This window comes from Streptomyces sp. NPDC019443, assembly GCF_044389785.1.
Taxonomy (GTDB): Bacteria; Actinomycetota; Actinomycetes; order Streptomycetales; family Streptomycetaceae; genus Streptomyces.
In genome coordinates, this window is record NZ_JBIRYJ010000007.1 from 1 (window position 1) to 19,914 (window position 19,914).

17 protein-coding genes and 1 rRNA gene are annotated in these 19,914 nt (G+C 72.0%); 13 read left to right on the forward strand and 5 right to left on the reverse strand.

The window, feature by feature from the left end; genetic code table 11:
* From rrf to ACH492_RS22495, 3 genes are all read left to right on the forward strand, one after another.
* Nucleotides 1–92, forward strand: a 5S ribosomal RNA gene (rrf, locus tag ACH492_RS22485); the annotation flags it as partial.
* Between the two features lie 255 nt (nt 93–347).
* The gene (locus ACH492_RS22490; RefSeq protein WP_398989226.1) at nt 348–1,604 is read left to right on the forward strand and encodes a hypothetical protein; all 1,257 of its coding nucleotides are present in this window, start codon (nt 348–350) and stop codon (nt 1,602–1,604) included.
* Nucleotides 1,589–2,338, forward strand: a complete 750-nt coding sequence (locus ACH492_RS22495) for a hypothetical protein (RefSeq protein ID WP_398989228.1) — start codon at nt 1,589–1,591, stop codon at nt 2,336–2,338. Before ACH492_RS22490 ends, ACH492_RS22495 begins: the two co-directional genes overlap by 16 nt.
* A gap of 61 nt (nt 2,339–2,399) precedes the next feature.
* Here the strand turns inward: ACH492_RS22495 and ACH492_RS22500 are convergent, their stop codons facing one another.
* On the reverse strand, nt 2,400–3,680 hold the full coding sequence (locus ACH492_RS22500; protein WP_398989230.1) for a DUF1015 domain-containing protein: 1,281 nt from the start codon (nt 3,678–3,680) through the stop codon (nt 2,400–2,402).
* 71 nt (nt 3,681–3,751) lie between these two features.
* Here ACH492_RS22500 and ACH492_RS22505 point away from each other — a divergent pair, with 71 nt between their 5' ends.
* The 4 genes from ACH492_RS22505 (at nt 3,752) to ACH492_RS22520 (ending at nt 7,872) form a co-directional block, all read left to right on the forward strand.
* On the forward strand, nt 3,752–4,780 hold the full coding sequence (locus tag ACH492_RS22505) for an HAD hydrolase-like protein (protein WP_398989232.1): 1,029 nt from the start codon (nt 3,752–3,754) through the stop codon (nt 4,778–4,780).
* A 50-nt stretch (nt 4,781–4,830) separates the two neighbouring features.
* Nucleotides 4,831–5,883, forward strand: coding sequence for a FecCD family ABC transporter permease (locus tag ACH492_RS22510; RefSeq protein WP_398989234.1), 1,053 nt, complete (start codon nt 4,831–4,833; stop codon nt 5,881–5,883).
* 172 nt (nt 5,884–6,055) lie between these two features.
* The gene (locus ACH492_RS22515) at nt 6,056–7,033 is read left to right on the forward strand and encodes a FecCD family ABC transporter permease (RefSeq protein ID WP_398989732.1); all 978 of its coding nucleotides are present in this window, start codon (nt 6,056–6,058) and stop codon (nt 7,031–7,033) included.
* 35 nt (nt 7,034–7,068) lie between these two features.
* A complete protein-coding gene (locus ACH492_RS22520) occupies nt 7,069–7,872 on the forward strand; it encodes an ABC transporter ATP-binding protein (RefSeq protein WP_356226055.1) in 804 nt (267 codons plus the stop codon).
* Here the strand turns inward: ACH492_RS22520 and ACH492_RS22525 are convergent.
* On the reverse strand, nt 7,856–8,203 hold the full coding sequence (locus tag ACH492_RS22525) for an SCP2 sterol-binding domain-containing protein (protein ID WP_398989237.1): 348 nt from the start codon (nt 8,201–8,203) through the stop codon (nt 7,856–7,858). The genes ACH492_RS22520 and ACH492_RS22525 overlap by 17 nt on opposite strands.
* Before the next feature lie 42 nt (nt 8,204–8,245).
* Here ACH492_RS22525 and ACH492_RS22530 point away from each other — a divergent pair, with 42 nt between their 5' ends.
* From ACH492_RS22530 to ACH492_RS22555, 6 genes are all read left to right on the forward strand, one after another.
* Complete coding sequence (locus ACH492_RS22530; RefSeq protein ID WP_398989239.1) at nt 8,246–8,644, forward strand: hypothetical protein; 399 nt, start codon at nt 8,246–8,248, stop codon at nt 8,642–8,644.
* Between the two features lie 7 nt (nt 8,645–8,651).
* Complete coding sequence (locus ACH492_RS22535) at nt 8,652–9,467, forward strand: TlyA family RNA methyltransferase (RefSeq protein ID WP_356226052.1); 816 nt, start codon at nt 8,652–8,654, stop codon at nt 9,465–9,467.
* Complete coding sequence (locus tag ACH492_RS22540; protein WP_398989241.1) at nt 9,464–10,381, forward strand: NAD kinase; 918 nt, start codon at nt 9,464–9,466, stop codon at nt 10,379–10,381. The genes ACH492_RS22535 and ACH492_RS22540 overlap by 4 nt, the downstream gene beginning before the upstream one ends.
* Before the next feature lie 232 nt (nt 10,382–10,613).
* The gene (recN, locus tag ACH492_RS22545) at nt 10,614–12,374 is read left to right on the forward strand and encodes a DNA repair protein RecN (RefSeq protein ID WP_398989243.1); all 1,761 of its coding nucleotides are present in this window, start codon (nt 10,614–10,616) and stop codon (nt 12,372–12,374) included.
* Nucleotides 12,375–12,511: 137 nt separating this feature from the next.
* Nucleotides 12,512–13,291, forward strand: coding sequence for a hypothetical protein (locus ACH492_RS22550; protein ID WP_398989245.1), 780 nt, complete (start codon nt 12,512–12,514; stop codon nt 13,289–13,291).
* A 90-nt stretch (nt 13,292–13,381) separates the two neighbouring features.
* Nucleotides 13,382–14,473 (forward strand): glycosyltransferase family 4 protein, encoded by a 1,092-nt coding sequence (locus tag ACH492_RS22555; RefSeq protein WP_398989247.1) that lies wholly within the window; start codon nt 13,382–13,384, stop codon nt 14,471–14,473.
* A 52-nt stretch (nt 14,474–14,525) separates the two neighbouring features.
* On the opposite strand, the gene ACH492_RS22560 is transcribed toward ACH492_RS22555, so the two are convergent.
* The 3 genes from ACH492_RS22560 to ACH492_RS22570 all read right to left on the reverse strand — a co-directional run bounded on the left by ACH492_RS22560 (nt 14,526) and on the right by ACH492_RS22570 (nt 19,583).
* Entirely contained in the window at nt 14,526–16,151 is a 1,626-nt protein-coding gene (locus ACH492_RS22560; RefSeq protein WP_398989249.1) for a PucR family transcriptional regulator, read from the reverse strand.
* A 134-nt stretch (nt 16,152–16,285) separates the two neighbouring features.
* The gene (locus ACH492_RS22565; protein ID WP_398989251.1) at nt 16,286–17,683 is read right to left on the reverse strand and encodes an FAD-binding oxidoreductase; all 1,398 of its coding nucleotides are present in this window, start codon (nt 17,681–17,683) and stop codon (nt 16,286–16,288) included.
* A gap of 97 nt (nt 17,684–17,780) precedes the next feature.
* A complete protein-coding gene (locus tag ACH492_RS22570; RefSeq protein WP_398989733.1) occupies nt 17,781–19,583 on the reverse strand; it encodes a glycoside hydrolase family 15 protein in 1,803 nt (600 codons plus the stop codon).
* Between the last annotated feature and the right edge of the window lie 331 nt (nt 19,584–19,914).

Sequence of the window (19,914 nt, forward strand, 5' to 3'; positions counted from 1 at the left end):
CGCCCGGTTACATTCCGAACCCGGAAGCTAAGCCTTTCAGCGCCGATGGTACTGCAGGGGGGACCCTGTGGGAGAGTAGGACGCCGCCGAACAATCTTTCAAGGACCCGTGGTCCAGCGTTCATGCTGGACCACGGGTCCTTTTTGTTTTGCTTGCTTTTCCGAAGCGCGCCCGAAGGCCGGCTGCGCGAGAATGACTGCAGTACCCGAAGACAGGAGTCACGCCGATGTCCACCAACTCTCCCGACGATCGTCCGGAGCGCGAGCCGCGTCGTAGGGACGGTGGTGAGCGGGGCGGCTTCCGCGGTGGCCGTGACGACCGGGGCCGTGACGACCGGGGTCCGCGTCGTGACAACGACCGTGGTGGGTACCGCGGTCCGCGCGACGACCGTGACCGGCGTGACGATCGGCGTGATGACCGCGGCCGTGATGACCGTCCGGGTGGATTCCGTCGTGACGACCGCGACCGGGGCCGTGACGACCGGGGCCGTGACGACCGGGGCCGTGACGACCGGGGCCGTGCCGACCGTGGGCCGCGTCGGGACGATGACCGTGGTGGGTACCGCGGCGGGCAGCGTGACGACCGTGGCTCTCGCCCCAGCGGCGGCGGGTACGGCTCTCGCCCCACCGGCGGCGGTGGCGGCGGGTTCCGGCGTGACGACCGCTCCGGTGGTGGTGGCGGTGGTGGCTATGGGCGTCGTGACGACCGGCCGAGCGGGCCGCGTCGTGATGACGACCGTGGTGGACGGCCTAGTGGTGGACGTCCCGCTGGCGGCGGCTACGGTCGCCGTGACGACCGTGGCCGTGATGACCGGCGTGACGACCGTCCGTCGGTCCGTCGCGATGATGACCGTGGTGGGTACCGCGGCGGGCAGCGTGACGACCGTGGCTCTCGCCCCAGCGGCGGCGGGTACGGCTCTCGCCCCAGCGGGGGCGGTGGCGGCGGGTTCCGGCGTGACGACCGCTCCGGCGGCGGGTACCGCGGACCGCGTGACGACCGGCGTGACGATCGTCGTGATGACCGCGGGCGTGATGACCGCGGGGGTGATGACCGTCCGGGTGGGTTCCGTCGTGATGACCGCGGTCGTGATGACCGGCGTGACGACCGTCCGTCGGTCCGTCGCGATGACGACCGTGGTGGGTACCGCGGTGGACAGCGTGACGACCGCGGCTCTCGCCCCACAGGCGGCGGCTACGGAGGCCGCGACGACCGCGACAGGGACCGTGGGCCGCGTCGCGATGACGACCGCGGTGGACGGCCCAGCGGTGGACGTCCCACTGGTGGACGTCCCGCTGGTGGCGGTGGCTACGGGCGCCGTGACGACCGCGACCGCGGTGGGTACCGCGGGCCGCGTGACGACCGACGCGATGACCGGCGTGACGACCGCGGTGGCTATCGCGGGTCCCGGGACGACCGTGGTGGCTACGGGCGGCGCGACGACCGTGACCGCGACCGCGGGGACCGCGAGCCGATCAAGCGGCTGCCGATTCCCGAGGACGTCACGGGCGAAGAGATCGACAAGGATGTACGGCAGGAGCTGCAGAGCCTGCCCAAGGGCCTTGCCGAGGATGTCGCCAAGAACCTCGTTATGGTCGCCAATCTGATCGACGAGGACCCGGAGCAGGCGTACGCGTACTCCAGGGTCGCGCTGCGGCTTGCCTCGCGTGTGGCTGCCGTACGCGAGGCCGCGGGCTTCGCCGCGTACGCGACGCAGAAGTACGCCGAGGCTCTGGCCGAGTTCCGGGCGGCCCGGCGGATGACCGGGAGCGTTGAGCTGTGGCCCGTCATGGCGGACTGCGAGCGTGGGCTCGGGCGTCCCGAGCGGGCGATGGCGATGGCCGGTGAGCCCGAGGTGCAGAAGCTCGACAAGGCGGGTCAGGTCGAGATGCGGCTGGTCGCTGCCGGCGCGCGCAGGGACATGGGGCAGATCGACGCAGCCATCGTGACCTTGCAGAGCCCCGAGCTGGCGTCCAACTCCATACAGCCCTGGACCGCGCGGCTGCGCTACGCGTACGCCGATGCTCTGCTTGCGGCGGGGCGTGAGGCTGAGGCGCGTGAGTGGTTCGCCAAGGCGCTCGAAGCGGACAAGGATGGGGCGACCGACGCCTCGGACCGGCTCGCCGAGCTGGACGGTGTGGAGTTCGTCGACGCCATCGACACGGACGACGCCATCGATGCGGACGACGCCATCGATGCGGACGACGCCATCGATGCGGACGACGCCATCGATGCGGACGACGCCATCGATGCGGAGGATGCGGACGACACGGACGACGATGACGACACGGATGACGATGACGACGCGTCCGGCGATGTCGAAGGTGACAAGTCCCAGTAGCGGAACGTAACGAGGAAGGGCGGCACCCCAAGCGGGTGCCGCCCTTTCGTATGTGTACGTCCTAGTCCAGCGCCAGGCTTCTCAGCACCAGGCCCGTCGCCGGCTTCGGGCCGAACGAGGTGGACTTGCGGGGCATCGTGACACCCTCGCGGGCGAGGTCCCGTACGACCTCCTCCCGTACCGGATGCATCAACACCGCCGTACCGCCGCGGAGTTCGGCCTGCGTCACGACCGCCTCGGTGTCATGGATGTACGCGATGTGTTCCGGGGTGTCCGGGATCCGCCAGATGCCGTCCAGGAGCGTCGAGTGCAGAACCGTCGCGTCGAGCGTGCGCCACGCCTCGGGGCGGTCGGCGCGCACGGTGCGTGACAGCAGCTCCGGGTCCGGGCGGTCGACGAGGTGGAAGGCGCCGTCACCCGCGAGGAGGAAGGCGTTCCCCTCGGCTGCCGCGTCCGCAAGGGCCTCCAGCGCCTCCGGGAGCGGGACTTCCAGGCGCTGGACGCGGAAGGAGCCGGTCAGCGCGGCGAGTGCCTCGGAGACCGGGAGGCGGTGCAGCAGGCGGTGGATGGCGCGGACCCGCAGCGGGTAGCGGGCCGTGTCGATCAGCAGGACGAGGCCGTAGTTCCACGGGCCGTTCGAAGGGTGTTCTGCGCGCAGTCGCAGATACGTCGCCCAGCGGTGGTGGCCGTCGGCGATCAGGGCCTGACGGTCGGACAGGTCGGCGCGGATCTCGGCCAGATCGGCGGGGTCCGTCACCGACCACATGCGGTGGCTGAAGCCGTCCTCCGTGGTGGTGGCCAGCAGCGCGGGCCGCAGGACGGTGCGTTCGATGACGGCGGTCGCGCCGGTCGCGTTGCCCATGCTGCGGTAGGTGAGGAGCAGTGGTTCCAGGTTGGCGGCGGTGGTACGCATCAGGGCCGCGCGGTCCGCGACGATGTCCGGCATCACGTCCTCGTGGGGGAGGACGACGCCTTCGGACGGTTCGGACAGGGCGAGCGCGCCGATGACGCCGCGCTGCAGGATGTCGCCCCGGCGCTGCTCGTACACATACAGCGCCGGCTCGGGGTCCGCGGCCAGGATGCCGTCGGCCATCCAGCGGGTGAGGGTTTCGGCGGCCTGCTGGTGCCGGGCCTGCGCGGTCGTCGCCTGCGGGAGGATCAGCCGGACGATGTTGTGGGGGTCCGCCGACTCGAGGTGGAGCAGTCCGTCGGGCCTGACGACGACGTCGTACGGCGGCGAGGTCACGGCGGCGAGGCTGCCGACCCGCTCGGGGACATAGCGCAGTCCACGGAACGGGATCAGGTGCAGACCGTCGTTGGCCGCGGGACCTTCGGTGTTCATCTGTGCATCGTATGTGGGTGCGCGGATAAGCGATGATCGGGGGAGCGGCACCGAGTGAGGAGCGAAAGCGAATGAGCCAGCAGAGCAGGAACCGGCCGAGCGGGAGCGCGACGGCGCTGAGCAAGGTTTACGACACGGCACTGCTCGACCTGGACGGCGTGGTGTACGCGGGCGGTGAGGCGATCGCGTACGCCGTGGATTCGCTGCTGACGGCGCGGGAGCGGGGAATGCACCTCGCGTATGTGACGAACAACGCGCTGCGGCCGCCCCAGTCCGTGGCCGCGCACATCACCGAGCTGGGTGTACCGACCGATGCGTCGGACGTCATCACCTCGGCGCAGGCGGTCGCCCGGCTGATCTCCGAGCAGGTGCCGGCCGGTTCCCGGGTGCTGGTGATCGGCGGCGACGGACTACGGATCGCGCTGCGTGAACGGGGCCTTGAGCCGGTCGAGTCGGCGGACGACGATCCGGCGGCGGTGGTGCAAGGGTACGGCGGTCCTGATCTGGCGTGGGGGCGGTTCGCGGAGGCGTGTTACGCGATCGCCCGGGGTGTGCCGTGGTTCGCGTCCAACACCGACCTGACGATTCCCAGCGCGCGCGGGATCGCTCCGGGCAACGGTGCGGCCGTCGAGGTCGTACGGATCGCGACGGGCGCGGAGCCGCAGGTGGCGGGGAAGCCGCTGCCGCCGATGCACAAGGAGACGATCCTGCGGACGGGCGCGCGCAGGCCGCTGGTGGTCGGGGACAGGCTGGACACGGACATCGAGGGCGCGTTCAACGGGAGCGTGGACTCGCTGCTCGTACTGACCGGAGTGACCGACGGCGCGCGGCTGCTGGCCGCGCCTCCCCAGCACCGGCCGACCTATGTGGACGCCGATCTGCGCGGGATGCTGACCGGGCAGCCCGAAGTGGCCGAGGCGGACGGCGGGTTCACCTGCGGCGGGTGGACCGCGTCCGTACGCGACGAGGAGCTGGCACTCGACGGCGAGGGTGAGCCGCTGGACGGGCTGCGGGCGCTGTGCGCGGCGGCGTGGACGCAGGCCGGGGGCGGCGTGTGCATGCTGGACGCGGGAAAGGCGTTGTCCCGGCTGGGGTTGTAGGCCGCGTCAGGACGAGCTTGATCGACAGGAGGGTAGGCTAACCTAACCTCGTGTTGGTCGACAGTCCCCCCAAACAGAGCGCGGAGCCGATATCCGCAGCTGCGTCCCGGAAGCGCCACGCGGTGCGCGCCAGCGGGCTGCTGGTGTCCATCGGCCTCCTGCTGTTGGTCTGTGTCGCGAGCATCGCCGTCGGTGCCAAGCCGATTCCGCTCTCCGACGTGTGGCACGGCCTGTTCCACAACGCGGGTGCCGGCAATGACGTGATCGTCCACGATGTGCGCGTGCCGCGGACCCTGCTCGGTCTGATCGTCGGCGCGGCTCTCGGCCTCGCGGGCGCCGTGATGCAGGCGCTGACGCGCAACCCGCTGGCGGAACCCGGACTGCTCGGCGTGAACGCGGGAGCGTCGGCTGCCGTCGTCTCAGCCATCAGCTTCCTCGGCGTCACATCGCTCACCGGCTATGTGTGGTTCGCGTTCCTCGGCGCGGCCGCAGTCTCCGTTCTCGTGTACGTCCTCGGCGGCAGCCGCGGCGCGACGCCGGTACGGCTCGCGCTCGCCGGGACCGCGGCCACCGCCGCGCTCTACGGCTACATCAACGCCGTACAGCTGCTGGACGCCGCCGCCCTTGAACGGCTGCGGTTCTGGACGGTCGGCTCACTCGCCTCGGCCGACATGGCGACCATCGGCAAGGTCGCACCGTTCATCGGCGTCGGCGTGGTGCTCGCGCTGCTGCTCGCGCGGCCGCTCAACGCCATGGAGATGGGCGACGACACCGCCCGCGCGCTCGGCGCGCATCTGAACCGTACGCGCGCACTCGCGATGCTCACCGTCACGCTGCTGTGCGGGGCGGCCACCGCCGCCTGCGGGCCGATCGTCTTCATCGGGCTGATGATCCCGCACCTCGTGCGCACCATCACCGGACCCGACATGCGGTGGATCCTGCCGTACGCAACCGTCCTGTCGCCCGTCCTGCTGCTCGGCGCCGACGTTCTCGGCCGGGTCGTCACCCGCCCTTCCGAGCTGCAGGTCGGCGTCGTCACGGCGCTGATCGGCGGGCCCGTCTTCATCCATCTCGTACGTCGCAAGAGGATGGCCCAGCTGTGAAGGCCGTGCTGTGTCTTCCCGGGGGACGCCGCACCCCAAAGCGGCTTCGCCGCGGGCCGGATCCCCGGCAGGACAGACAGTTCAGACGACCTGCCCGGAACGTCATGCGAGGGAAATCCCAGTGAAAGCGATACGCACCCGCAGCGGGCTCTCCGTACGGGTCGATCCGAGGATGGCAGCCGTCGTCCTGCTGCTCACCGCGGCCGTCGCGGCCGCCGGAGTCGTACTGATCGGCAGCGGCGACTTCCCGATCTCGCCCGGCGAGGTCATCGCCACGCTCCTCGGGAACGGCACCCCGGCGCAGGAGTTCATCGTCCAGGACCTGCGGCTGCCGCGGGCGCTCGTCGGACTGCTCGTCGGCGCCTCGCTCGCCCTCAGCGGCGCGATCTTCCAGTCCATCTCCCGCAATCCGCTGGGCAGTCCGGATGTGATCGGCTTCGGGCAGGGCGCGACCGTCGGCGCGCTGAGCGTGATCGTGCTCTTCGACGCCGGGGCGGTCGCGGTGGCGGGGGGTGCGGTCGTCGGCGGAGTGGTGACCGGCGTCGCGGTCTACCTGCTGGCGTGGAAGCGCGGCGTGCACGGCTACCGGCTGGTCCTCGTCGGCATCGGCATCGCCGCCGTGCTCACCGCCGCCAACCACTATCTGATGACCAAGGCCAGCCTGGTCGACGCCACCCGGGCCACCCTGTGGATGACAGGCTCGCTCGACGGCCGCGACTGGGCCGAGTTCTGGCCGCTCCTCGGGATGTGCGCCGTCCTGGTCCCGCTGGTGTTCATGTACGGGCGGCCGCTGCGGATGCTGGAGATGGGCGACGACGCGGCGTATGCGCTGGGCGTGCCGGTCGAGCGCACGCGTGTAGTCCTGATGGGCTCGGGCGTTGTGCTCATCGCGATCGCCACCGCGGCTGCCGGGCCGATCGCCTTCGTCGCGCTCAGCGCGCCGCAGCTCGCCCGCCGGCTGACCCGCTCGCCGGGGCCGAACCTCGCCGCGGCTGCGGTGATGGGCGCCGCGCTGCTGCTGATCGCCGACTGGGTGGCCACCACCGCCTTCGGCGAGCGCCAGCTGCCGGTCGGTGTGGTGACCGGAGTGCTCGGCGGTTGCTATCTGCTCTGGCTGCTGGTCACCGAACGCAAGGCGGGACGCATATGAACCCCGTGAACCCCCGATCCAGGAGTACGACCCCTATGCAGCGCCTCACCGCGGAATCGGTAACCCTCGGCTACGACCAGCGCGTCATCGCAGAGAACCTCTCGGTGGAGATCCCCGACAACTCCTTCACCGTGATCGTCGGCCCGAACGCCTGCGGAAAGTCGACTCTGCTGCGCGCCCTGTCCCGGATGCTCAAGCCGACCCAGGGCCGGGTCCTGCTCGACGGGCAGGTCATCCACTCGCTGCCCGCGAAGAAGGTCGCCAAGACGCTCGGCCTGCTGCCGCAGTCGTCGATCGCGCCGGACGGGATCACGGTCGCCGACCTGGTCGCGCGCGGCCGCTATCCGCACCAGGGACTCCTGCGCCAGTGGTCGCCCGAGGACGAGCGGATTGTCGAGGAGTCGATGGCCGCGACCGGAGTCGGCGAACTGTCAGAGCGCTATGTCGATGAATTGTCCGGTGGGCAGCGGCAGCGCGTATGGATCGCGATGGCGCTGGCCCAGCAGACCCCGCTGCTCCTGCTCGACGAGCCCACGACGTTCCTCGACATCCAGCACCAGCTCGAAGTACTCGACCTGTGCGCGGAGCTGCACGAGACGCAGGGGCGGACACTCGTCGCCGTACTGCACGACCTCAACCAGGCCGCCCGTTACGCGACGCACCTCGTCGCCCTGCGCGACGGGCAGGTCGTCGCCGAGGGCGCGCCCGCGGATGTGGTCACCGCCGAGCTGGTGGAGCAGGTCTTCGGGGTGAAGAGCCAGGTCATCGACGACCCCGAGTCCGGGACGCCGCTGGTGGTGCCCGCTGCCCGGAGGCGTACCGCTACAGCAGTGTCCTGAGGCGCAACAGATCGCGGAAGCCGGCCTCGAGCCTGACCCGGCCCGATGCCCAGGCCTTGGCGAAGTTCAGGTCGCCGTTGACCATCGCCACCAGGTCGTCGCCATTCATCGCCAGGCGGATCTCCGCCCTGTCGCGCGGCGGACCCGGGAAGGTGTCGGCCACCTCGATCCTGCCGTCGTCCAGACGGCCGGTGAAGGTGATGTCCAGATCCTTGATGTGGCAGCTGAGGGATCGGTCGAGCGCGGCCGCGCCACGCACGTCGCCGTCCGCCTTTGCCAGGTTGTCCGAGAGTTTGTCGAGTGCGGTGCGGCACTCTTCCGTTGTCGCCATCGTGATCGACCGTACCTCAGGGCTTCGCGATAGCGTCTGGGCATGAGCGACTCGATGCCGGGCCCGGAGATCCAAGAGCAGGGGATCCAGGAGGCGCCACAGAGCCCCGAGCCCGGGACCCCCGAGGCCGGGAGCTCCGCGCCCGGGACCCCCGAGGCCGGGAGCTCCGCGCCCGGGACCCCCGAGGCCGGGAGCTCCGCGCCTGCGGCGGCGGCCGCCCAGGCGTACGAACCCGCCGCGCCCGCGCCCCTCGGCGTGCAGCGCGTACCCACCGGCGACGCCGGCGTGGACGCCCAGCTGGAGCGACTGGCCGACGCCGACCACCTTCCGGCGGACGGACACCTCGAGGTGTACGAGGATGTACACAGGGGGCTGCGCGACGCGCTTACCGCGCTCGACGCTCGCCCCCAGCCGTCACCCCCGTACAACCACAGGAGCTGAACCGAACGTGGCAGGAGTGGCCCGCCGCCGCCTCGACGCCGAGCTGGTACGCCGCAACCTCGCACGCTCGCGGGAGCACGCGAGCCAGCTGATCGCCGCGGGGCGAGTGACCATCGGTGGCAACACCGCGACGAAGTCCGCCACTCAGGTCGAGACCAGCGCGGCCATCGTCGTCGCCGCGGACGACGGCGACCCCGACTACGTCTCGCGCGGCGGCCACAAGCTCGCCGGCGCGCTGGAGGCATTCGTACCGCTCGGTCTGAAGGTCGAGGGACGGCGGGCGCTGGACGCGGGCGCGTCGACCGGCGGCTTCACGGATGTACTGCTGCGGGCGGGCGCCGGTCATGTGGTCGCCGTCGATGTCGGATACGGACAACTTGCCTGGTCTCTGCAGAGCGATGAACGCGTCACCGTCAAGGACCGTACGAATGTACGCGAGTTGACGGTGGAGGCGATCGATGGAGAGCCGGTGGACGTGGTGGTCGGGGACCTTTCCTTCATCCCGCTCGCCCTGGTGCTGCCCGCACTGGTGCGCTGCGCGGCTCCCGACGCGGACCTGGTGCTGATGGTCAAGCCGCAGTTCGAGGTGGGCAAGGAGCGGCTCGGCAGCGGCGGGGTCGTACGCAGTCCGGAGCTGCGGGCGGACGCGGTGCGGGCCGTGGCGCGCAAGGCGGCGGAGCTCGGGCTCGGTGTGCTGGGCGTCACCGCCAGTCCGCTACCGGGCCCCTCCGGCAATGTTGAGTATTTTCTGTGGCTCCGGGCCGGAGCGCCCGAGCTCGATCCGGCGGATGTCGACCGTGCAGTGGCGGAGGGACCTCGTTGACAACGAAACCAGCAGCGACACCAGCACGCACCGTTTTCCTGCTCGCACACACCGGGCGGCCCGCGGCGATCCGCAGTGCCGAACTCGTCGTACAGGGACTGCTGCGCTGCGGTCTGGGCGTGCGCGTCCTTGAAGCCGAGGCGGCCGATCTGCCGCTGCCGCCGTCCGTCGAGACGGTCCGGGAGGCGACCCCCGGCGTACTCGAGGGCTGCGAGCTGCTGGTCGTGCTCGGCGGGGACGGGACGCTGCTGCGCGGCGCCGAGTTCGCCCGGGCCTCCGGGGTGCCGATGCTCGGCGTCAACCTCGGGCGCGTCGGCTTCCTCGCGGAGGCGGAGCGCGACGACCTCGACAAGGTCGTCGACCGGGTCGTCACGCGCGCCTACGAGGTCGAGGAGCGCATGACCATCGATGTCATCGTGCACAGCAACGGCGACATCGTGCACCGGGACTGGGCGCTGAACGAGGCGGCCGTGCAGAAGGTCTCGCCCGACCGGATGCTGGAGGTCGTCCTCGAGATCGACGGGCGGCCGGTGACCGCCTTCGGCTGCGACGGCATCGTGTGCGCGACGCCGACCGGCTCGACGGCGTACGCCTTCTCCGCCGGCGGGCCGGTGGTGTGGCCGGAGGTGGAGGCCCTGCTGATGGTGCCGATCAGCGCGCACGCCCTGTTCGCCAAGCCGCTGGTGACCTCGCCGACCTCGGTACTCGCGGTGGAGGTGCAGCCGCACACGCCGCACGGGGTGCTGTGGTGCGACGGGCGCAGGACCGTCGAACTGCCGCCGGGGGCACGGGTGGTGGTGCGGCGCGGGGCCGTTCCCGTACGTCTCGCACGGCTGCACCACGCGTCGTTCACGGACCGTCTGGTGGCCAAGTTCGCGCTGCCGGTCTCGGGTTGGCGCGGCGCGCCGACCTGAGCGTTGCGCCGTGGTGAGGGGGCTGGGGCCATCCCCGCGCGTGGGGAGCAAAGTATCCGGAGATCACCCAAAACGGAGACGTCCGGACCATCCCCGCGCGGGCGGGGAGCCATACGGTCAACGAGCCGCGCACCGAGGAGTGACTCCCCGCCCGGTGCCTCCCCGGCACCGGTTTCCCCGCATACCGTGCAGGGAGGCGGGGCGACGTCGCATCGGATGGGGGAAACCTCGTATGGTCAGGTCCGTGTTGGAGGAGATGCGGATACGGTCGCTCGGAGTCATCGACGACGCTGTCGTCGAGCTGTCGCCCGGTTTCACCGCGGTGACCGGCGAGACGGGCGCGGGCAAGACCATGGTCGTCACCAGCCTGGGGCTGCTGCTCGGCGGGCGCGCCGACCCCGCCCTGGTGCGGATCGGCGCGAAGTCGGCGGTGGTGGAGGGGCGGATCAGTGTGCCCGCCGACGGCCCCGCGGCCGTACGGGCCGAGGAGGCGGGCGCCGAACTCGACGACGGCACCCTGCTGATCAGCAGGACCGTCTCCGCGGAGGGGCGCTCACGGGCCCACCTCGGCGGACGGTCCGTGCCGGTCGGCATGCTGTCCGAGCTGGCCGACGAGCTCGTCGCCGTCCACGGCCAGACCGACCAGCAGGGACTGCTGCGGCCCGCGCGGCAGCGGGAGGCGCTCGACCGGTACGCGGGCGGCGCGGTCACCGGGCCGCATGCCAAGTACGCGGCCGCGTACCGGCGGCTGCGCGCCGTCGCCACCGAGCTGGACGAGCTGACCACGCGCGCCCGCGAGCGCGCCCAGGAAGCCGATCTGCTGCGCTTCGGGCTGAACGAGATCGCGGGCGTCGAGCCGCGGGCGGGCGAGGACGTCGAACTCGCCGCCGAGGCCGAGCGGCTGGGCCACGCGGAGGCGCTCGCGTCCGCCGCGTCGGTCGCGCACGCCGCGCTCGCGGGCAACCCCGAGGACCCGGAGGGCGTCGACGCGACGACGCTCGTCGCGGGCGCGGGGCGGGCGCTCGACGCCGTACGCTCCCACGACCCGGCGCTGGCCGCGCTCGCCGACCGGATGGGCGAGATCTCCATCCTGCTCGGCGATGTGGCGGGAGAGCTCGCCGGGTACGCCGACAATCTGGACGCCGATCCGCTGCGGCTGGCCGTGGTGGAGGAACGGCGGGCGGCCCTGACGCAGCTGACGCGCAAGTACGGCGGGACCGGTGAAGGTATCGACAAGGTCCTGGCCTGGTCCGAGGAGAGCGCCGAGCGCCTCACCGAGCTGGACGGCGACGACGAGCGGATCGATGAGCTGACGGCGGAGCGGGACGCGCTGCGGGGTGAACTGTCGGGTCTGGCCCAGGCGTTGACCGACGCCCGTACGGAGGCGGCGGCGCGGTTCGCCGACGCCGTCACCGCGGAACTGGCCTCGCTCGCCATGCCGCACGCGCGCGTGTCGTTCGACATCCGCCAGACCGAGTCCGTCGACGAGGCCTCCGGCGTGGAGGTCGGCGGGCGCCCGGTGGCGTACGGCCCGTCCGGCGTCGACGAGGTCGAGCTGCTGCTGGCCCCGCACCCCGGTGCGCCGCCGCGGCCGATCGCCAAGGGGGCATCCGGCGGTGAGCTCTCGCGCGTGATGCTCGCGGTCGAGGTCGTCTTCGCGGGGACCGACCCGGTGCCCACCTACCTCTTCGACGAGGTCGACGCGGGTGTCGGCGGCAAGGCGGCGGTCGAGATCGGCCGGCGGCTCGCGAAGCTCGCGAAGTCGGCGCAGGTGGTGGTCGTGACGCATCTGCCGCAGGTGGCGGCGTTCGCCGACCGTCAGCTGCTGGTCGAGAAGACCAACGACGGCTCGGTGACGCGAAGCGGCGTCACGGTCCTGGAGGGCGAGGACAGGGTGCGCGAGCTGTCGAGGATGCTGGCGGGCCAGGAGGACTCCCAGACCGCGCGGGCGCACGCGGAGGAACTGCTGGCGACGGCCCGGTCGGACGGGTAGCCAGCCCTGCGGACGGGTAGCCCTGCGGACGGGTAGCCTTGCGGACGGGTAGCCCTGCGGACGGGTAGCGAGGGCGGACGGTGAGGCTGGGGCCAGGGGCGGACGGCCGACCGATGGCCCGCCCTAGGGTGGGTCGTATGCGAGCAGCCCAGAACCCCAGGCCCGGTGGCCGTGTTGCCGCGTTCGTCACCGCCCTCGGCGCGACCCGCGGCGTCTACGAAGCGCTGCGCAGGCGGGCGCCGGGAGACCCCGCCCAGTGGCAGCGCAAGAACTACGCGGGCCGCACAGTCGACCTCTACGCCGGGCCCGCCGCGGCGGTCGGAGCCGCGCTCGGGACCGTGCCGGCCCGGACCCGGGGCGCGGCAGGGCTCGTGGTGGTCGTGGCCGGGGCGTGCGGGGCGTACGACGACATCGCCGGGGCCGGTGACCCGCGCCGCGGGTTCCGGGCGCATCTGGCCGCGCTCCGGCGTGGCGAGTTGACCAGCGGGGCCGTCAAACTGTTCGGGATCGGGGCCGCCGGGCTGGCCGCGGGCGCGTTGCTCAAGGAACGGCCGGCCGACAGGCTCCTCGCCGGGATCGTGATCGCCGGCACCGCGCACCTCGTCAACCTCGTGGACGTCGCCCCGGGGCGGGCCGCCCTCGCCGTGCTCGGCATCGGCGCACCCGGGCTGCTGCGGCGCGGCGGCGCGGGCGCCCTCGCCGCGGCACCCATGGGAGCCGCTGCCGCGATCCTCACCGAGGACCTGGGCGAGCGGACCATGATCGGAGACACCGGCGCCCACGCCCTGGGCGCGGCCCTCGGCGCCGCGATCGCCGCGGGCAACGGCCGCGCGGGACTGGCCCTTCACGCGGCGGGCCTGATCGCGGCGGCGGCCTACGGGGACGAGGTCAGCCGGGTCGCCGGTTCCCCCATGTGAGTGATCCCGCGACACAGCCGCCCGGTACCTGACACGGCGGCGACATCCCGACGGTGCCGGAACGTGCGTACGGGCTGGCATCCTTGGCGCGTGACACAGCTGCGTACGGTCCAGGTGCTGGGCGGCGGCAGTGCGGGCAGCAGCGCGCACGTCAGGTCGCTGGCCGCGGGGCTGGTGGCACGGGGCGTGCGGGTGACGGTGTGCGCGCCCGCCGAACTGGAGCACGTCTACGACTTCCCGGGCGCCGGGGCCCACTTCGTGCCCGTGCCGCGGCGGAGCGACCCGGCGACGGTCGGGGCGCTGCGCGTGGCGTGCGCGGGGGCGGACGTGGTGCACGCGCACGGGCTGCACGCCGCCGTACGCACCATGCTGGCGCTCAGGGGGCAGCACCTACCCCTCGTCGTCACGTGGTACACGCGCTCCCACGACGACGGGGCGCGGGCCCGTGGTCGGGTGCTCCAGCTGCTGGAGCGAAGGGCCGTGCGGGCGGCGGCAGTTGTGCTCGGCACCTGCTCCGAGCTGGTCGACCGGGCTCGCGTCCGGGGCGCACGTGACGCCAGGCTCGCACCGGTCGCGGCGCCGGCGCCGCGGGGCTCGGCGGCCGCGATCGAGGGCAAGGCCCGGGCCGAACTGGGCGTGGTGGACCAGCCGTTGCTGATGGCCGTCGGCAGCCTGGAGCCCCGCCGGGGGTACGGGACGCTGCTGGACGCGGCGCGGTTGTGGCGCGGCCTGGACCCGATGCCGCTGGTGGTGATCGCGGGGGAGGGGCGGGAGCGGGGCGCGCTCCAGCGCCGCATCGAGGCGGAGGATCTGCCGGTGCGGCTCATCGGCCGCCGCGACGACATCGCCGACCTGCTGTCGGCGGCGGACGTGGCCCTGCTCACGAGCCGCTGGGAGGCCCGCTCCGTGCTCGCCCAGGAGGCGCTGCGCCTGGGCGTTCCGCTGGTCGCGACGGCGGTCGGCGGCGTGCCGGAACTGGTGGGCGAGGCGGCGGAACTGGTCCCGTACGGCGACGCGGCCGCGCTGGGCGAGGCGGTGGCGCGACTGCTGGGTGACGCGCGGCGGCGGGAGGAACTCGCGGCGGCGGGGCGGGCGCAGGCAGGGACGTGGCCGACGGAGGACGACACGATTGCGCAGGTGCTGAGCGTGTACGACGAGGTGGTGGCGGGGCGAGGGGCCTGACCCCGGAGCGGAGCCCGGCGCCGGGCTCCGCACCCCCGGGCCGGTCTCACCCTCACGGCACGTGACGCCTCGCCCGCAGTGCCAGGCTCAGGGCCAGCACCGTCTGGGGGTCGTCCAGGTCCGTGCCCAGGAGTTCGGAGATGCGGGCCAGACGGTTGTACAGCGTCTGGCGGTTCAGGTGGAGTTCGCGGGCCGTTTCCGCCTTGCGGCCCGCGTGGGCCAGGTACGTCTGCAGCGTGGGGAGCAGCGGCGGACGGGACGTCGCGTCGTGGTCGCGCAGCGGGCCGATCGCGCGGTCCACGAAGGCCGCCAGATCCGGATGGTCCCGTAGGCGCCACAGCAGCAGGTCGATGTCCAGGCGGCGTGCGTCATACCACGGGCGGTCGGACAGGCCCTGCGCCGCCGTCGCCGTTTCCGCCGCGTGGCGCAGGCCCGCCGATGCCGCCGCCCAGCCGCCCGCCATGCCGGCCACCACGACCGGCGGGTGCGCGCCGGCCCTCTCCAGGCCGGCCCGTTCCACGCCCGCTCGCAGTGCCGCCGCGACCCGGTCCGCGACCGCCGTGCGTTCGGATTCGGAGCGCAGGCCCAGCAGCAGCGGGACGCGGCCCTCCACGGGGCGCACGCCCAGCAGCACCGGTACGCCCACCGAGGACAGCTCCTCCAGTACGGCCCGGGCCAGCAGCGCCCAGTTCCCGGAGGGGGAGAGCTCGGGTGCCAGACGCATGACGACCGGCAGCAGCGGTCCTTCGCCCGGTTTGAAGCCCAGGACGCGGGCCTGGGCCGGCGCGTCCTCCGCCGTGATGCGGCCCTCCGCCAGGTCCGTCAGGAAGTCGCCGCGGCCGCGTGCCGCCAGCTCCTCCTCCTGGCGGGCCTGCATCAGGACGACCGCCAGCAGCCCGGCCGCCCGCTCGGCCGCCATCCGGTGCACCGTGAGCAGCGGGGAGCCGACGGCCAGCAGCACCAGCCGGGCGCGTACCGAAGCCGCCCCCTGCCCGCCCCCGGGGACGTCCACCAGGACCGTTCCGGCCGGCGGGGACTCCCGCACGGCCCGCTGCCCGCGCAGCCCGTCCCACACCTGGAGCGGATCCGCACTGGCCTGCCCCGACTCGGAGCCTGCCGCGTACAGCAGCTGTCCGTCCGCCGTCTCCAGGAAGACCGGGTTCGCGGTGAAGTCCGCGAGGATACGCAGCACTTGGGGCACCCCGCCCCCGCCGAGCAGTGCGTCCGTACACCGCCGGTGCACATCCTCGGCCTGCCGCAGCAAGGCGTAGTGCCCATTGACGATCTCGGTGTGGATCTCCTCCGTCACCGAGACGAAGGCGACCTCGCGGTGCAGCTGCACCAGCGGCAGCCCGGCCGCCCGCGCCGTCTCCACGATCGCCGCGGGCAGCCGGTCGAAGCGCGGCCCGAGCTCCACCACCAGCGCGGCGATCCCGCGGTCGGCGAGCCGCCGTACGAAGGCACGCTGCTCGGCCGGCCGGGTGCCGAGGCCCAGGCCCGTGGTGAGCAGCAGCTCGCCGCCCTTCAGCAGCGAGGCGATGTTCGGCACTTCGCCGGCGTGCACCCAGCGCACCGTGCGCTGCAGCCGGTCCGCGCCGGCGACGACCTCCGGAAGCCCGCCGCGCAGCCCGGGCAGCTCCAGCGCCCGCTGCACCGTGATTCCGCCTTGGGTCTCCACTGACTCTCGCCTCGCGATTTCACTCGGGCCGGACGGGTGGCGCCGCCTTGGACGAAGGCGTCGCCCAGGATTCGGACGCTACTGTGCCGGTGCGCGTGGGCGATTGCCAGGCCCCCTGATGGATACAGCGGGTGTCATGCGCCGTTCGGCGGGGCCGATTGGATGTTGTGGTTCAGCCGGAACACATTGTCCGGGTCGTACTCGGCCTTGACCGCGGCGAGCCGCTTGTAGTTGTCGGCGCCGAAGCTGGACACCACCCGGTCCCGGCCCTCCTGCCCGATGAAGTTGAGATACACCGTGCCGCTGGACCAGGTCGCGAAGTCGGCCCGGACGTCGCGGACCCACTGCTTGCCGCGTTCGTCGTCCAACGGGTTGTCCCAGATGCCGAAGGGATGGACGGCCCACGGGGATGTGCGCCAGGGCACCGGATAGTCCGCCCGGCCCCTTGCGACCGCGCCGCCCATCGGGAAGAGGATGTGCTGCGAATTCGAGGGCACTGGCATGGCGGAGGCATGGGAGCAGAAGACGTCCACGGCCGCGTCCGGGAAGCTCTCCAGATACTCGGCGGACCAGTAGTTCCGCAACCCGGGCGGGTCGTCGAGCATGCACTGCAGTTCCGCGTACGGAAGCTCCGCGATCACCTCTGCCTCATGACCGAGCCCCTGCAGCGGCTCGGTGACCTCGCGGGCCTCCGCCTCCCCACCCGCGTAGGTGACCAGGGCAACGAGCATGAGCTCGCCCACCAGCTGCTCGGGGACGAACGGCTCCGGCGGCCCGGTGAGGTAGATGCAGCCACCGCCGGCCTCGTCCGGGGCGGATTCCCCGAAGTCGCGGAAGGCTTGCAGCACTTGGGGTCCGGCCTCCGGCCGGAACACCAGCATGACCATGCTCATCGCGGGCAGCTCGTGCAGTGCCAGGGTGATCGAGGTGGCCACGCCGAAGTTGCCGCCGCCGCCGTGCAGCGCCCAGAACAGCTCCTGGTTCTCGTCCTCACTCGCGTGCACCGTGCTGCCGTCGGCGGTCACCAACTCGACGGCGATGAGATTGTCGCAGGCCAGTCCGTACTTGCGCTCCAGCCAGCCCGATCCGCCGCCCAGCGTGAAGCCGCCCACGCCGGTGGTCGACGCGCGGCCGCCCGTGGTCGCCAGATCGTACGGCTGTGTCGCGCGGTCGAGGTCGCTCATGGTGGCGCCGCCACCGATGCGTGCCGCACGGGAGCCGGCATCGACGATCACGGTGTGCATCCGGCGCAGGTCGATCACGATCCCGCCGTCGGTCAGCGACATGCCCGCGACACTGTGGCCGCCGCCGCGGACCGCGATCTCCAGTTCCTGATCTCTCCCGAAGCGGATCGCCCTGGCCACATCCGCCTGCGTCTCGCACTGGGCGATCACGGAGGGCCGCCGGTCGATCATGCCGTTGAAGACCGCGCGGGCCTCGTCGTATCCCTTGTCACCAGGGACGATTGCTTCCCCGGTCAGTTCTTGGCGGAAACCGGCCAGAGCCGTGTCCGCTATGTCTCGGGGTGCCATAGTGGCCCCCTTTCGAGGGCGCGACAGGACTTTCTCATCGTAGTCCCGCAGGGCGGGACGTGATCAGTCGGGAGAAGGGCCCAGCCGCGCCGCCGGGCTACCCTCCGTACGCCCCCGAAGCCGTCAGCCGCAGCGCCGTGTCGATCAGTGGCACGTGGCTGAACGCCTGCGGGAAGTTCCCCACCTGACGCTGGAGCTTCGGATCCCACTCCTCGGCCAGCAGCCCCAGGTCGTTGCGGAGCGACAGCAGCTTCTCGAACAGCCGCCGCGCCTCGTCCACCCGCCCGATCATCGCCAGGTCGTCGGCGAGCCAGAACGAGCAGGCGAGGAACGCGCCCTCGTCGCCCTCGAGGCCGTCGACGCCGGCCTCCTCGCCGGCCGTCGGATAGCGCAGTACGAAACCGTCCTCGGTCGACAGCTCCCGCTGGATCGCCTCGATAGTGCCGATGACGCGCTTGTCGTCCGGCGGCAGAAAGCCCATCTGCGGAATCAGCAGCAGCGAGGCGTCCAGCTCCTTGGAGCCGTACGACTGTGTGAAGGTGTTGCGCTCCTTGTCGTAACCCTTCTCGCAGACATCGCGGTGGATGTCGTCGCGCAGCTCACGCCACCGTTCGATCGGCCCGTCCGCGTCCCCGGACTCGATCAGCTTGATGGTCCGGTCGACCGCGACCCAGGCCATGACCTTGGAGTGCACGAAGTGCCTGCGCGGCCCGCGCACCTCCCAGATGCCCTCGTCCGGCTGGTCCCAGTGCTTCTCCAGGTAGCGGATCAGCTTGAGCTGCAGCAGCGAGGCGTAGTCGTTGCGGGCCAGACCCGTCATATGGGCCAGATGCAGCGCCTCGGTGACCTCGCCGTACACATCCAGCTGAAGCTGGTGCGCGGCGCCGTTCCCGACCCGGACAGGGCCGGAGTTCTCGTAGCCGGGCAGCCAGTCCAACTCCGCCTCGCCCAGCTCCCGTTCACCAGCGATCCCGTACATGATCTGCAGGTTCTCCGGGTCGCCCGCGACCGCGCGGAGCAGCCACTCGCGCCAGGCGCGGGCCTCCTCGCGGTAGCCGGTGCGCAGCAGCGACGACAGGGTGATCGCCGCGTCGCGCAGCCAGGTGTAGCGGTAGTCCCAGTTGCGTACGCCGCCGATCTCCTCCGGCAGCGACGTCGTCGGCGCGGCAACGATCCCGCCCGTCGGCGCGTACGTCAGTGCCTTCAGCGTGATCAGTGAGCGGACCACGGCCTCGCGGTAGGGCCCGTGGTACGTACAGTGCTCGACCCAGTCCCGCCAGAAGTCGGCGGTCGCCTCCAGGGAGCCTTCCGGGTCCGGCAGCGCCGGCGGCTGGTGGTGCGAGGGCTGCCAGCTGATCGTGAACGCGATCCGCTCGCCGGGAGCGACGGTGAAGTCGGAGTACGTGGTGAGGTTCTTGCCGTACGTCTCGGTCTCGGCGTCCAGCCACACCGAGTCGGGCCCGGCGACGGCGACCGTGCGCCCGTCGATCTTGTGGACCCACGGCACCACACGCCCGTAACTGAACCGCATACGCAGCGCCGAGCGCATCGGCACACGCCCGCTCACGCCCTCCACGATCCGGATCAGCTGCGGGGCACCATCGCGAGGCGGCATGAAATCCGTCACACGGACCGTGCCGCGCGGCGTGTCCCACTCCGATTCGAGGATCAGCGAGTCACCGCGGTAGCGGCGCCGGTCGGCCGTCGGGGGCTCCGCCTCCGCGGCGTGCGCCGGGCCGAGCCGCCAGAAGCCGTGTTCTTCGGTGCCGAGCAGGCCGGCGAAAATGGCATGCGAGTCGAAGCGGGGCAGGCACAGCCAGTCCGCTGTGCCGTCCCTGCAGACCAGGGCAGCGGTCTGCATGTCCCCGATGAGTGCGTAATCCTCGATGCGCCCGGCCACGTGCATCTCCAGTCGAACGGCCACGTTCGCCCCGCGGGGCGCTTACTGCTGTCAAGGGTCGTTGACGAGCCCTGCTCGATGCGCTTCGCCCGCGCCCTTGTACATCGCTCGGCAGCGAGTGTCCGAGCAGGATACGACGCACCCTGATGATCCGCGCGGCCCTCCCGACAACCTGAGACGGCCGAACGGGTGAGCCAAGGGTGAGTCCCCTGTGATGGGTGTGCCTATAAGACCATGCGTGGCCGGAAGCGGTCACGCGCTGTCGCTGATACCCTGGTACCCCGTGGACCGGTGGCCGTCCTGTGTGAAACAGGGGCCCCGAAACCGCAGC

Excerpts from the sequence above, each read along its gene's own strand:
- recN (WP_398989243.1), top strand. The coding sequence starts at position 10,614 with ATGGTCAGGTCCGTGTTGGAGGAGATGCGGATACGGTCGCTCGGAGTC.
- ACH492_RS22500 (WP_398989230.1), bottom strand. The coding sequence starts at position 3,680 with ATGAACACCGAAGGTCCCGCGGCCAACGACGGTCTGCACCTGATCCCG.
- ACH492_RS22525 (WP_398989237.1), bottom strand. The coding sequence starts at position 8,203 with ATGGCGACAACGGAAGAGTGCCGCACCGCACTCGACAAACTCTCGGAC.
- ACH492_RS22495 (WP_398989228.1), top strand. The coding sequence starts at position 1,589 with ATGGTCGCCAATCTGATCGACGAGGACCCGGAGCAGGCGTACGCGTAC.
- ACH492_RS22550 (WP_398989245.1), top strand. The coding sequence starts at position 12,512 with ATGCGAGCAGCCCAGAACCCCAGGCCCGGTGGCCGTGTTGCCGCGTTC.
- ACH492_RS22530 (WP_398989239.1), top strand. The coding sequence starts at position 8,246 with ATGAGCGACTCGATGCCGGGCCCGGAGATCCAAGAGCAGGGGATCCAG.
- ACH492_RS22520 (WP_356226055.1), top strand. The coding sequence starts at position 7,069 with ATGCAGCGCCTCACCGCGGAATCGGTAACCCTCGGCTACGACCAGCGC.
- ACH492_RS22515 (WP_398989732.1), top strand. The coding sequence starts at position 6,056 with ATGGCAGCCGTCGTCCTGCTGCTCACCGCGGCCGTCGCGGCCGCCGGA.
- ACH492_RS22565 (WP_398989251.1), bottom strand. The coding sequence starts at position 17,683 with ATGGCACCCCGAGACATAGCGGACACGGCTCTGGCCGGTTTCCGCCAA.
- ACH492_RS22505 (WP_398989232.1), top strand. The coding sequence starts at position 3,752 with ATGAGCCAGCAGAGCAGGAACCGGCCGAGCGGGAGCGCGACGGCGCTG.